The 12790-nt window shown below is 65.9% G+C and carries 11 protein-coding genes; 7 read left to right on the plus strand and 4 right to left on the minus strand.

The genetic code is table 11. The annotated features are described in order from the left end of the window. The first annotated feature begins 46 nt into the window (after positions 1-46). The 3 genes from XM1_RS15510 (at position 47) to XM1_RS15520 (ending at position 4449) form a co-directional block, all read left to right on the plus strand. Complete coding sequence (locus XM1_RS15510; protein WP_068435021.1) at positions 47-2758, plus strand: bifunctional acetate--CoA ligase family protein/GNAT family N-acetyltransferase; 2712 nt, start codon at positions 47-49, stop codon at positions 2756-2758. A 214-nt stretch (positions 2759-2972) separates the two neighbouring features. After that, a complete protein-coding gene (locus XM1_RS15515) occupies positions 2973-3770 on the plus strand; it encodes a motility protein A (protein ID WP_068435025.1) in 798 nt (265 codons plus the stop codon). A 16-nt stretch (positions 3771-3786) separates the two neighbouring features. After that, positions 3787-4449 carry a flagellar motor protein MotB gene (locus XM1_RS15520; RefSeq protein WP_068435027.1) on the plus strand — a complete coding sequence of 221 codons (663 nt, stop codon included), beginning with the start codon at positions 3787-3789 and terminating at the stop codon, positions 4447-4449. 415 nt (positions 4450-4864) lie between these two features. On the opposite strand, the gene XM1_RS15525 is transcribed toward XM1_RS15520, so the two are convergent. Then, positions 4865-5065, minus strand: a complete 201-nt coding sequence (locus XM1_RS15525) for a hypothetical protein (RefSeq protein WP_068435029.1) — start codon at positions 5063-5065, stop codon at positions 4865-4867. Positions 5066-5080: 15 nt separating this feature from the next. Continuing rightward, complete coding sequence (locus tag XM1_RS15530; RefSeq protein WP_068435031.1) at positions 5081-6139, minus strand: enoyl-CoA hydratase/isomerase family protein; 1059 nt, start codon at positions 6137-6139, stop codon at positions 5081-5083. A gap of 165 nt (positions 6140-6304) precedes the next feature. Here XM1_RS15530 and XM1_RS15535 point away from each other — a divergent pair, with 165 nt between their 5' ends. From XM1_RS15535 to XM1_RS15550, 4 genes are all read left to right on the plus strand, one after another. Further along, a complete protein-coding gene (locus XM1_RS15535) occupies positions 6305-7597 on the plus strand; it encodes an O-acetylhomoserine aminocarboxypropyltransferase/cysteine synthase family protein (RefSeq protein WP_068435033.1) in 1293 nt (430 codons plus the stop codon). Positions 7598-7775: 178 nt separating this feature from the next. Further along, complete coding sequence (hemB, locus tag XM1_RS15540) at positions 7776-8741, plus strand: porphobilinogen synthase (RefSeq protein ID WP_068437911.1); 966 nt, start codon at positions 7776-7778, stop codon at positions 8739-8741. A gap of 176 nt (positions 8742-8917) precedes the next feature. Continuing rightward, positions 8918-9430: a pentapeptide repeat-containing protein gene (locus XM1_RS15545; protein WP_068435035.1), complete on the plus strand. Its 513-nt coding sequence runs from the start codon at positions 8918-8920 to the stop codon at positions 9428-9430. Positions 9431-9454: 24 nt separating this feature from the next. Beyond that, positions 9455-10246 carry a formylglycine-generating enzyme family protein gene (locus XM1_RS15550; protein ID WP_068435037.1) on the plus strand — a complete coding sequence of 264 codons (792 nt, stop codon included), beginning with the start codon at positions 9455-9457 and terminating at the stop codon, positions 10244-10246. Here XM1_RS15550 and XM1_RS15555 read toward each other — a convergent pair whose 3' ends face one another. Both XM1_RS15555 and XM1_RS15560 read right to left on the minus strand, forming a co-directional pair. Beyond that, positions 10247-11053 carry an FkbM family methyltransferase gene (locus tag XM1_RS15555; protein ID WP_068435039.1) on the minus strand — a complete coding sequence of 269 codons (807 nt, stop codon included), beginning with the start codon at positions 11051-11053 and terminating at the stop codon, positions 10247-10249. Continuing rightward, positions 11054-12739, minus strand: coding sequence for an exo-beta-1,3-glucanase (locus XM1_RS15560; RefSeq protein WP_068435041.1), 1686 nt, complete (start codon positions 12737-12739; stop codon positions 11054-11056). Between the last annotated feature and the right edge of the window lie 51 nt (positions 12740-12790).

Below are 12790 nucleotides of genomic sequence, written 5' to 3' on the forward strand. Positions count from 1 at the left end.
AATCTCCCCTACGACGCTGGAAATTGACCGCCAGGACAAGATTCCCATGAGCACCCGCAATCTTAAATCCCTGTTCCGCCCGCAATCCATCGCCGTGATCGGTGCCTCGACCAAGCCGAAGAGCATCGGATCGGTGGTGATGCGCAATCTTCTGAAAGGCGAGTTTGCCGGGCCGGTGATGCCGGTGACGCCGGAACACGCCTCGGTGGGCGGCGTCCTGGCCTATCCCGATGTGGCATGCCTGCCCAAGGCCCCGGATCTGGCGCTGATCTGCACGGCGCCGTCGACCATTCCCGCCATCATCCGCACGCTGGGCGAGCGCGGCACCAAGGCGGCCTGCGTCATGACCGGCGGACTGCATCTGGAGCAGAACGCCGAGGGCTCCACCTTGCTGGAGCAATCCCTGGCGGCGGCGCGGCAATACGGCATGCGGCTGCTGGGCCCCAATTCCATGGGCATCTTAGTGCCGGGCATCGGCCTCAACGCCAGTTCGTCCCATGAAAGCGTCCTGCCCGGCAAGCTGGCCTTCGTCTCCCAGTCGGGAGCGCTCTGCACGGCGGTGCTGGACTGGGCCCGGGCCCGCGAGATCGGCTTTTCCCACTTCATCCACCTGGGTGACACCGAGGGCGTGGATTTCGGCGACGTACTCGACTACCTGGGCAGCGATCCCGGCACGCGGGCCATCCTGCTCTACATGGAATCCATCCACGAGCGGCGTAATTTCATGTCGGCGGCCCGAGCCGCCGCCCGCAACAAGCCGGTGCTGGCCGTCAAGGCCGGACGCTCCAAGGAGGGCGCGCGCGCCGCCGCCTCCCACACCGGAGCGCTGGCCGGATCGGACCTGGTGTTCGACGCCGCCATGCGCCGGGCCGGCATGCTGCGCGTCCACGACATCGAGGAGATCTTCGGCGCGGTCGAGACCCTGGCCCGCTCCAAGCCCATGAAGGGCCGCCGCCTGGCCATCCTCACCAATGGCGGCGGCATCGGCGTCATCGCCGCCGACGACCTGGCCGAAATGGGCGGCGAGCTGGCGGTGCTTCCCGACGACGTCATCGACAAGCTGAAGGCGGTGCTGCCCCCCGGCTGGTCCCAGGGCAATCCCGTCGACATCTCGGGCGACGCCGATGGCGACCGCTACGTCAAGACGCTGAACATCTTGTCGGAATCCAAGGCGGTGGACGCCGTCCTGGTCATGCACGCCCCCTCGGCGGTGTCCGACCCCACCGACGTGGCGGCGGCCATCATCAAGACCGCCAAGGACCGGCCGCGGGCCAACGTCATGACCTGCTGGGTGGGCAACGAGGCGGTGGCCCGGGGCCGCCACCTGTTCAGCGGCGCCGGCATTCCCACCTACGACACGCCGCGCGCCGCCATCCAGGCGTTCATGCATCTGCTGCAATACCGCAAGAACCAGGAATTGCTGATGGAGGTGCCGGCCTCGGCGCCCACCGACTTCATCCCCGACACCAAGCGGGCCCGCTTCCTGATCGACGAGGCCATGGCCAAGGGCGGCGGCACCTTGAACGAGCCCGAGGCCAAGGCGGTGCTGGAAGCCTACGGCATTCCCACCGTGGAAACCCACGTGGCCCGCAGCCCGGCCCTGGCCGGCAAGATCGCCATGGCCATGAAAGAGCCGGTGGCGCTGAAGATCCTGTCGCCCGACATCTTGCACAAATCCGACGTGGGCGGCGTCATGCTCAACCTGCAAGGCGCCTTCGAGGTGGAAAAGGCCGCCCACGCCATGCTGGAGCGGGTCAAGGAAATCTACCCCGAGGCCCGCATCGACGGCTTCACCGTCCAAAGCATGGCGCGCCGGCCCGGCGCCCAGGAACTGATCTGCGGCGTCGCCACAGACCCGGTGTTCGGCCCCGTGGTCATGTTCGGCCAGGGCGGCATCGCCGTCGAGGTCATCGCCGACCGCGCCATGGCGTTGCCGCCGCTCAACATGAACCTCGCCGCCGAGCTGATCTCGCGCACCCGGGTCGCGCGGCTGCTGGAAGGCTATCGCGGCCGCCCGCCCGCCAACAAGGAAGCCATCCAGCTGGCCCTGGTACAGCTCTCCCAACTGGTGGTGGACTTCCCCGAGATCGTCGAGCTGGACATCAACCCGCTGTTCGCCGATTCCCACGGCGTGCTGGCGCTGGACGCCCGCATGGTGGTGGCTCCGGCCAGGGCGGGCACCGACCGCCTGGCCATCCGCCCCTACCCCAAGGAGCTGGAGGAAATCTTCACCATGACCGACGGGCGCAAGACCCTGCTGCGCCCCATCCGGCCCGAGGACGAACCCAACCACCACATCCTGGTGTCCAAGCTGACGCCGGAAGACATCCGCTTCCGCTTCTTCGGACTGGTCCACGAGCTGCCCCATTCGGAAATGGCGCGGCTCACCCAGATCGACTACGACCGCGAAATGGCCTTCATCGGCGAGATCGACAAGCCCGAAGGCGGCAAGGAGACGCTGGGCGTGGTGCGCACCGTCACCGATCCCGACAACGACGCCGCCGAATTCGCCATCGTGGTGCGCTCGGACCTCAAGGGCTCGGGCCTGGGCAAGCGCCTGCTGGTCAAGATGATCGAATATTGCCGCTCGCGCGGCACCCGCACCATCGTAGGCCAGGTCCTGAAGGACAACCAGCGCATGCTGGCCTTCGTCCAGCACCTGGGCTTCCTGCCCATCCGCACCATCGACGGTGACATCGTCGAGGTCGAGCTGGAGCTGCAAAAGGAACACGAACTGGGGCCAGATCCGACGGCCTGACGGGTCGCCCCCCTAACTTGTTGCTCAATAAGGCGACTTGCCGCAAGATGAGGCGGATTCAAGGATCCGGTCCCGTTGGAAGCTTTGGGGGCAGGCGGGCTGGCCGGATTTGGAATGTTTTGGTTGGGCGTCCGTTCACCAAACATAAAGCACTCGTCGGCCACTTTAGGCCGGTGGGTAAGTGGGCTTGCGGGCAATTGGGGATTTCGCCGTCATGTCGATTCCGACGATCATCGGTTTTACGCTCAGCCTGCTGCTGATCATCGGCTCGATTCTCGAGCTTACGACCAACTTCAAGATTTTCCTGCACCTGTCGGGTCTGCTGATGGTCATCGGCGGCACCCTGGCCGCCGCCAATGTGGGCTTCGAGGCCCGCTACGTGAAGCAGGCGCTGGGCAACGTCAAGGCCATCTTCTTCTCGCCCAAGATGGCGCGCGGCATGCTGACCAACGAGGTGGCCCGCGTCATCCGCTGGGGCTACCTGCTGCAGAAGAGCGGCATCCAGGCCCTGGAAAGCGACGTGAAGAGCCTGAAGAGCCAGGACGCCTTCCTGGCCTACGGCGTCGGCCTGGTGGTGTCGGGCTATACCGGCGAGGAAGTGCGCCACATGCTGGACAATCAGGTGGAAACCGCCTTCCAGCGCCACACCGTCTCGGTGGAAATCCTCAAATACATGGCGTCCAACGCCCCGGCCTTCGGCATGATGGCCACCCTGGTCGGCCTGGTGGTCATGCTCGACAACATGGGCGACGACCCGTCCAAGCTGGGCGGCGGCATGGCGGTGGGCCTGCTCGGCACTTTGTACGGCGTGCTGTTCGCCCGTCTGGTCCTGATGCCGGCGGCGGAAAAGGCCCACCAGCGCGAATCCATCATCCGCTTCCGCAACATGCTGGTGGCGGAAGGACTGGTGATGCTGGCCGAGCGGCGTTCGCCCCGCTTCATCCAGGACGCCATGAACTCCTATCTCGATCCCGCCATCCACTTCGACATCGACAAGGCGCCGAAGAAGTAGCCGGGAGCGGGCCGCCATGAGCAAGAGCAAGTTCCACAAGGAAAACAAGGAAGCGGCCGAGGACTGGCTGCTGTCCTACGCCGACATGATCACGCTGCTGATGGCGTTCTTCATCGTGCTGGTCTCCATGTCGACCATCGACAAGAACAAGTACGAGCAGGTGCAGAAGGGCATGGCCAAGGATATCGGCCTGCGCGAGACCGCCACGCCCTTGCAGGACATGCGCTCGGAACTGCTGGGCCAGGTGACGGGAGCCGGCGTCGAGGACACGGTGGATGTCGGCAAGGACGACAAGGGCATCGTGCTCAATCTGGCCAGCGGCACCATGTTCAAGCCGGGCTCGGCCGACGTGCGGCCCGAGATCATGCCGCTGTTGAAGGAAATCAGCGGCACCTTGAAGCAGGAGCGCTTCAAGAACTACCAGATCGACATCCAGGGCCATACCGACGACACGCCGGTCAAGACCCCGCAATTCCCCAGCAACTGGGACCTGTCGGCGGCCCGCGCGCTGTCGACGCTGAAGGTGTTGAACGAGATGGGCATCCCCACCTCGCGCATGAAGCTCGCCGCCCTGGCCGACACCGCGCCGCGCGTCCCCAACCGCAGCGACACCGGCAAGGCGTATCCCGAGAACCAGGCCATCAACCGCCGGGTCGAAATTCACATCTATCCGCGATAAATCGACGCAGTTCCCTCGTCCGTCACCCCGGGCTTGACCCACTGCTGTCCGGTTTGATTCGAGCCGGCAGACGTGGAGTCATGAGACACGGATGTCACGGATGCGGTACTTCGCACCGCTCACGGATAAACACGGAAATGCTCTCGTTTCCGGTCACCTCCCCGCCCCTGACCCAGGATGACCATCTGGGATTTCCATAATCCGTGATCATCCGTGGCCGCGAAGCGGCATCCGTGTCCATCCGTGTTCCATGACCAGATGAAACCCGCATTGGCTCCGCCATTCGGGTCTCTCATGAAAATTTAAACCGGACACCCGTGGGCTTGACCCGGGGTCCAGGGGGAGCAGTCCAAATGCTCCTGGGTCCCGGATCAAGTCCGAGACGACGAGGCGAAGAGCTCTAACAGGCCGCGCCTCACCCCTCGCCGCGCTGCTTGGCCAGCACGTATTCCAGCCGCTTCAGGCCCAGAAGCTTCAGGTGCGCCTCGCTGGCGCCGCGTGCGCCGACGATGGAGATCTCGGTCAGGGTGGGGACGTGGAACGCCGTCACCTTGACGGCATTGCCGACGCGGATGAATTCGAACAGCACTTCGCCCACATCGATATCGCCCGCCATCCCTCGTCCCGTTCCTCAGGGCAATTGCAACTCGTCGTCGCCCAGCGGCTGGAAATACGCCGCCACCGCCAGTTCGTCCACCTCGGCCAGGCTGGACGGAGTCCAGGCCGGCCGTTTGTCCTTATCTACGACCAGAGCCCGGATTCCCTCAAGGAAATCGTGCCCCAGCAGGAAATGCCAGGCGAGACGGAATTCCCGCCGGATCGCCTCGTCGAAGCCCAGGTCCCGCCCCTCGCGCAGCTGCCGGCTGGTCACCGCCAGGCTGAAGGGCGCGCGGCCCGACAAGTCCCATATGGTGTCCCAGGCCCATTGTCCGCCATCTCCGCGCAGCGCCTCGATGACGTCGGCTAGCCGGCGCGGGGCGAAACACCGTTCCAGACTGTCCACATGGCGGACCAGCGGCCCGTCGCCGGGCTCCTGGTGAAACCGCGCCAGGGTGGCGGCCACCGCGTCAGGGGGATCGGCGGATTGGGACGCCGCCACCAGGGCCGTGCGCAATTCGTCGAGGCGCCCGGAGGGCACGAAATGGGTGGCGATACCCGCCCACAGGGAATCGGCCGGGCCCAATTGCTTGCCGGTCAGGCCGAGATAGAGGCCCACGGAACCGGGGCAGCGGTTGAGGAACCAGGTGGCCCCCACGTCGGGAAAGAAGCCGATGCCGGTCTCGGGCATGGCGAAGCGGGTGCGCTCGGTGGCGACGCGAAAGCCGCCGTTGACCGACAATCCGGCCCCGCCCCCCATGCAGATGCCGTCCAGCAGCGAGACATAGGGCTTGGGGTAACGGTAGATACGGCGGTTCAGCCGGTATTCGGTGGAAAAGACGTCGCGGTTGAAGCCGTGATCGCCCCGCTTCGCCGCGTCCCACACCATGCGGATGTCGCCGCCGGCGCAAAAGGCCCGCTCGCCCTCGCCCTCGATCAGCACCACGGAAACGTCCGGATCGTCTTCCCAGCCGCTTAAGCTTCGCGTGATGTCGTGGTACTGCGCCGCCGACAATGCGTTCAGCACCTTGGGCCGGTTGAGCAGGATGCGCCCCAGCCGCCCGTCGCGGCCGATCACCGTCTCGCCATTCATCGCCGCCCCTCTTAATCCACCAAATAACTAGATTTATTATTGACAGCACACAAAATTTGCGTGAAATTTTTTCCATTGCCAAAAAGGCTTCCGTTGCCGACCCTTGCGCGGTCGAATCTCACGCCACTTACCGCCCCGGCGGCCAACCACAGGAATGCGACGCCCATGACCGTCACCAGCGCCAATCCCGAGACGATCGTTCTCCATGCCGGCTATCGCGCCGATTCCGCCACCGGCGCCGTCGCGGTTCCCATCTACCAGACCACCTCGTACCAGTTCCGCGACACCGAGCACGCCGCCAACCTGTTCGCGCTGAAGGAACTGGGCAACATCTACACCCGCCTGATGAACCCCACCACCGACGTGCTGGAACAGCGCCTGGCCGCCCTGGAGGGCGGCGTCGCGGCGCTGGCGCTGTCGTCGGGCCAGGCGGCATCCACCTTCGCCATTCTGAACCTCGCCCAGGCCGGTGACAACTTCGTCACCTCCACCGACCTCTACGGCGGCACCTGGAACCTGTTCGCCAACACCTTCAAGCAGATGGGCATCGAGGCCCGCTTCGTCGATCCCGCCGACCCGGAAGCCTTCGTGCGTGCCACCGATGAAAAGACCCGGGCCTGGTACGCCGAGACCCTGCCCAACCCGAAGCTGCAGGTGTTCCCCATCAGTGAGGTGGCCAAGCTGGCCAACAAGGTCGGCGTGCCGCTGATCATCGACAACACCGCGTCGCCGGTGATCGCCAAGCCGCTGAGCCTCGGCGCCCATATCGTCGTCTATTCCTGCACCAAGTATATCGGCGGCCACGGCACCTCCATCGGCGGCGCCATCGTCGACGGCGGCACCTTCGACTGGGAGAAGCACGCCAAGCGCTTCCCGCTGCTGAACGAGCCCGACCCCAGCTATCACGGCGCCGTGTGGACCCAGGCGGTGAAGCCGCTGGGCCCCATCGCCTACATCATCCGCGCCCGCGTCACCCTGCTGCGCGACATCGGCGCCGCCATCAGCCCGTTCAACGCCTTCCAGGCGCTGCAGGGCATGGAGACCCTGCCGCTGCGCATGCGCGAGCATTGCCGCAACGCCAATGCGGTGGCCGAGTTCCTGGCCGGCCACCACAAGGTGGCCCACGTCATCCATCCGTCGCGCCAAGACGGCGAGTACCGCCGCCGCGCCGACGCGACGCTGAAGGGCGGCTATGGCGGCCTGCTGGGCTTCGAGCTGAAGGGCGGTGCCGACGCCGGGCGGCGCTTCATCGACGCGCTGAAGCTGATCTACCACGTGGCCAATATCGGCGACGCCCGCACGCTGGCCATCCACCCGGCCAGCACCACCCATTCCCAGCTGTCGGCCGACGACCAGCTGGCCACGGGCGTGACGCCGGGCTATGTGCGGCTGTCCATCGGCATCGAGCATATCGACGACATCCTGGCCGACCTGAAGCAGGCCCTGGACGCCGCCTGAGGACGCTTCCGGCGTAAGATGGGGCCGGCTCCGCCAGGGAGCCGGCCCTTTTCCTTTCATGGACGATTGTTCATTGGCAAGCCGGCGGGCATTATGCCATGTCCCGTTTGCCGCCCCCCTGTTGGAGACCCGGACCGTGCCGTCCTTTCTGCCCCACGCCGAATTCCCGCTCACCCGCATGCGCCGCAACCGCCGTGACGAATGGCAGCGCCGCCTGGTCGCCGAGACCAAGCTGACGGTGGACGACCTGATCTGGCCGCTGTTCGTGGTGGAAGGAACCGGGGTGCGCCAGCAGGTGGCCTCCATGCCCGGGGTCGAGCGCCTGTCCATCGACCTGCTGGCCGACGAAGCGCGCCGCGCCGCCGACCTCGGCATTCCCGCCATCGCGGTGTTCCCCTCGGTCGAGCCGTCGCTCAAGACCCCCGACGCCGCCGAAGCCGGCAATCCCGACAATCTGGTCTGCCGCGCCGTGCGCGCCGTCAAGAAGGCGGTGCCGAAACTCGGCGTCATCTGCGACGTGGCGCTGGACCCCTATAACAGCGACGGCCACGACGGTCTGGTGGTGGACGGCTACGTCGCCAACGATTCCACCATCGAGGCGCTGTGCCGCCAGGCGGTGGTGCAGGCCGAGGCCGGCTGCGACGTCAACGCGCCGTCCGACATGATGGACGGCCGCATCAGGGCCCTCCGCGAGGCCCTGGATCAGGCGGGCTGCGACCATGTGCGCCTGCTGTCCTATGCCGCCAAGTACGCCTCGGCCTTCTACGGCCCGTTCCGCGACGCGGTGGGCTCGAAATCGGCGCTGAAGGGCGGCGACAAGAAGACCTATCAGATGGACCCCGCCAACACCGACGAGGCGCTGCGCGAAGTGGCCCTGGACCTGTCGGAAGGCGCCGACATGGTGATGGTCAAGCCCGGCCTGCCCTATCTCGACATCGTGCGCCGGGTCAAGGAGGCCTTCGCCGTCCCGACGCTGGCCTATCAGGTGTCGGGCGAGTACGCCATGATGAAGGCCGCCGCGCTGAACGGCTGGCTGGACTGGGACAAGGTCGTGCTGGAAAGCCTGATGGCCTTCCGCCGGGCCGGCGCCGACGCCATCCTCACCTACACCGCCCCCGAAGCCGCCCGCCTGCTGGCGAAGTAGGCCGCAAGCCGCCATATGGAGGAAAGCCCTCCCTCGCGGCGATATTGAACACATGTTTTTAGTAGTTAACCAAAGTCAAGAATGGAAGGCCGCATTGAGGTATATGATTACCGACAAATACCGCATGATTTGGTGTTGAACGGCGGTATTTCCGAAACCAGGGAAGGACCAGCGCGATGACCAGGATCAAGAACCGGCTGTACCAGGGTGCCCTCCTCTCGCTCCTCGCCATGGCGGCCGCCGTCCCGGCCCTGGCCAACGACAAGGGCGTGGTCAATCCTGCCTGCAAGGCCGAGCCCGAAAACCAGTGCGCTTTCGGCGAACTGCGCAACGCCAACCTGGCCGGCAAGGACCTGCACGACGGCAATTACGATACCGCCCGCCTGGACGGCGCCAACCTGTCCGGCGCCAACCTCAGCGGCTCGAGCATGCAGGTCGCCAACCTGACCAAGGCCAATCTGCATAACGCCAAGCTGGTTCACACCCACCTGCACGCCGCCCAGTTGATGGGGGCCGACCTGTCGGGCGCCGACCTGTCGGACGCCATCATGACCAAGACCTTTGCCATGGGCGCCAATTTCAAGGGCGCCAATCTGACCCACGCGTCGCTGCAAGGCGCCAATTTCTCCGGTGCCATCTGGACCGACGGGCATGTCTGCAAGGAAGATTCCATCGGCGGCTGCCGCTAGAACCATGAGGAGAGGGTCGCGATTATGAGAGTTCCCCACCTGCTGATTGCGGCCCTCGCGCTCGCCGTTCCTGCGGCCGTCCAGGCCGATGCCCCAGCCCCGGGCAAGAGCTTCAAGGATTGCGCCTTCTGCCCCGAGATGGTGGTGATCCCCGCCGGTTCGGTGACCGCCGGCAATCCCAAGGATTACGAGGACCCGGAGCCCGACGCCCCCAAGCGCCCGACCATCGCCGCCGCCAAGCCCTACGCCATCGGCAAGTACGAGGTCACCCAGGCCGAGTGGGAAGCGGTGATGGGCTCGAACCCCAGCGAGAACAAGGGACCCAACAATCCGGTCGAGCATGTGGACTGGAAGATCATCCAGGAGTTCATCGCCAAGCTGAACGCCAAGTCGGGCCAGACCTACCGCCTGCCCACGGAAGTGGAGTGGGAATACGCCGCCCGCGCCGGGTCGTCGGCCTCCTATTCCCATGGCGAGGACGAGAAGACGCTGGGCGAATACGCCTGGTACGCCGCCAATTCCGGCAACGTCACCCACCCGGTGGGCAGCCGCAAGCCCAACGCCTTCGGCCTTTACGACATGCACGGCAATGTCTGGGAATGGACGGCCGACTGCTATCTGGAAAAGTTCATCGCCGGACTGAAGGACCAGAAGTTCTCCAAGGACTGGGAGACCGGCTGCTACCGCGTGACGCGGGGCGGTTCGGCGCTGAACCTGCCCATGGCGGTGACCAGCTGGTACCGTGCCTCGCTGAAGCAGCCGCTCCACAACGCCAATCTCGGCTTCCGGCTGGCCAAGACCCTGCCGGAGAAGTGATCAGAACGGCGGCGGCGCGTCGGGCGACAGGATCTCGATGCCGCCGAAGGCCTGCCCGCTTTCCTTGGGCAGGCAGGCCATGTTGAGCGAGGCGGTGTTGCCGAACACGTTCTCGGCGTTGCCGCGCGGATTGTGGGGCGAGTAAAGCGGCACCACGTGCCACCACAGCCGATAGCCCAGGTCGAGGATGCGCTTGATCAGCGCCGCCGACTTGTCCCGGCGGTCGTTCTCCACGTAAAGCAGCGGGCGGGTGCGCAGAATGGTGTCGCGGGCGCCGTCGATCACCTCGGATTCGGCGCCTTCCACGTCGACCTTGATCAGCTTCACGGCCGCCAGGTTATAGGAATCCAGGGTGCGGACGGGGCAATCCTCCCCCTCCTCTCCGCCCAACGACAGGCCGCCGAAATTCTCGACCCGCGAGATATCCAGTTCGGGAACCTTGATACTCCCCGCCTCGGCGCCGAGCGCCACCCGCTCGGCATGGGCGTGCCGAAAGCCGTTGAGCAGCAGGTTGGTGGTGAGGATGGCGTGAATGGCGCGCTGCGCCTCGAAGGCCAGCACCCGCCCATTCGCCCCCACCAGCCCGGCCAGGGGCAGGGTCAGGCCGCCGATATTGGCGCCCGCCTCCACCACGGTATCGCCGGCAGTGACGAAGTGGCGGAACAGGGCGGTCTCGCCCTCGGAATACTCGCCATAGGTGGCGATGGAGCGCCCCACCCAGATGTCGCCGGCGGGAAACAGCATGGTGCCGTAGCGCGTGGGCGCCACCCCCAGATAGGGTGGCAGCGAGAGGGAAGACTGACTCATCTAGCTCACCTTTTCCGACCGCAACCGCCATTCAGCCCAGAACGGCAGGATCATCACCGCCACCATGGCGGCCCAGACGCACATTTCCTGATTCTCCCACAGGGCGCGGACCAGCAGGGGAATGCGGTCCGACCATTGGGGATGAGAGGTGATGAAATCGTCGCCGCGCGACAGCGCCCAGGCCTCGGACAGCGGCGCCGCCAGGGCCGACAGGGCCAGCCCGACGGCAAAGCGCCTTGCCATGCCGAAGCCGTCGCCCCCGAACAGCCGCCCGGCGGCGAAGGCCTCTTTCCACGACTTGCCCAGGACCACCATGCGGCCGATGGCATAAAGGGTGAGGCCGATGCAAGGCGCCAGGAACTCGATGGGCGGAATATCGCGGTAACGGCCATGCAGCAGCAGGGTGGCCCCCACCACGATGGCGGCGAAGCCATAGAGCGGCACGATCTTTTCCGCCCACGGCCAGTTCAGCCTGGCCGGTTCGCGGCGGAATTGCTGGGCGGCGGCCCAGGCCAGGGTGATGGACAAGGCGGCGTGCAGGCCGATGCGGGCCCAGGCCCAGATGTCTTCCAGACGGTCATAGGCCATGGCCTGGGCGTTGACGGTCTGCCAGGTGATGAACAGCCCGGCCAGTTGGGCCAGGACCAGCACGAACAGGCCGCCCTTCACGTCATAGCGGTCCCAGCGCCGCCACAACAGCGCCAGCGACAGGGCCGAACCGATCAGCACGGCCGCCGCCGCGTGGCGCGGCCAGTCGGGGCTGGGTTCGACCGGGCCGGACATGGCGTACTTGACCCGGCGGTTCTCGTCCACCACGCCCCATTTGGCCCCCACGGTCCCTTCCAGGAAGGCCTTCCACGGCTGGTCGAAGGCCTCGACCACGTTGTAGTCGAAGCCGTTCTCCTTGGAGACCAGGGCCAGCGTGCGCACGAAGCGCGCCGCGTTCTCCATGTCGGCGACGGCGGGTCCGCGCGAACGGCCCCGGGTCGGCCAGCCGGCCTCGCCGATCAGGATGGGCTTGCCGAACTGCTCGGCCATGCGCTTGTAGATGGCGACGATATGCTTGGCGGCGCCGTCCACGCCGATGGGCTCGTCCTCCCAATAGGGCAGGATGTGGATGGTGAGGAAATCCACCTCCTTGGCCACTTCCGGGTATTTCAGCCAGAAGGCCCAGACGTCGGCATAGGACACCGGCTGCTTCACCGCCGCCTTGACCTTGCGGATGTAGCCGATCAGCTGCTCGGGCGGCAGATCCTGGCGCAGCAGCACCTCGTTGCCGACGATGACCCGCTTGATGACGTCGGGATAGGCGTTGGCCGCCTTGATCAGCGCGTCCACCTCGGCATCGTTGATGGCGAACTTCTTGCCCAGCCAGGCCGAGTGGGTGACCTCGATGCCGTATTTGCGGCCCAGCTCCGGCACCACGTCCAAGCCTTCCCGCGAGGTGTAGGTGCGCACCCCCTTGGCCACGCCCACCAGGCTCTTCATGTCGGCGGCGATCTGGTCCGAGCTGGGATAGATCTGGGTGATGGGCCCCTGGCCCCGGCGGAACGGCGCGAAGGACACCGAGGGAAACGGCTCGTTGAACGACAGCTCCACCGGCACCGGCCGGTTGAACCACCACCAGCCGGCGGCGTTGAGGACGGCCAGGACGAAGACGGCGAAAAGAACGGAAAAGCGGTTCATGGGGATCCCGAACGGCAGAAGCTATGGTTTTGTCTATTCCCCGGCACGGGA

The sequence above is a fragment of the Magnetospirillum sp. XM-1 genome (assembly GCF_001511835.1).
GTDB lineage: Bacteria > Pseudomonadota > Alphaproteobacteria > Rhodospirillales > Magnetospirillaceae > Phaeospirillum.

Coding starts and splice junctions, on each gene's coding strand:
- XM1_RS15510 (WP_068435021.1), top strand. CDS start 47: ATGAGCACCCGCAATCTTAAATCCCTGTTCCGCCCGCAATCCATCGCC.
- XM1_RS15515 (WP_068435025.1), top strand. CDS start 2,973: ATGTCGATTCCGACGATCATCGGTTTTACGCTCAGCCTGCTGCTGATC.
- XM1_RS15520 (WP_068435027.1), top strand. CDS start 3,787: ATGAGCAAGAGCAAGTTCCACAAGGAAAACAAGGAAGCGGCCGAGGAC.
- XM1_RS15525 (WP_068435029.1), bottom strand. CDS start 5,065: ATGGCGGGCGATATCGATGTGGGCGAAGTGCTGTTCGAATTCATCCGC.
- XM1_RS15530 (WP_068435031.1), bottom strand. CDS start 6,139: ATGAATGGCGAGACGGTGATCGGCCGCGACGGGCGGCTGGGGCGCATC.
- XM1_RS15535 (WP_068435033.1), top strand. CDS start 6,305: ATGACCGTCACCAGCGCCAATCCCGAGACGATCGTTCTCCATGCCGGC.
- hemB (WP_068437911.1), top strand. CDS start 7,776: ATGCGCCGCAACCGCCGTGACGAATGGCAGCGCCGCCTGGTCGCCGAG.
- XM1_RS15545 (WP_068435035.1), top strand. CDS start 8,918: ATGACCAGGATCAAGAACCGGCTGTACCAGGGTGCCCTCCTCTCGCTC.
- XM1_RS15550 (WP_068435037.1), top strand. CDS start 9,455: ATGAGAGTTCCCCACCTGCTGATTGCGGCCCTCGCGCTCGCCGTTCCT.
- XM1_RS15555 (WP_068435039.1), bottom strand. CDS start 11,053: ATGAGTCAGTCTTCCCTCTCGCTGCCACCCTATCTGGGGGTGGCGCCC.
- XM1_RS15560 (WP_068435041.1), bottom strand. CDS start 12,739: ATGAACCGCTTTTCCGTTCTTTTCGCCGTCTTCGTCCTGGCCGTCCTC.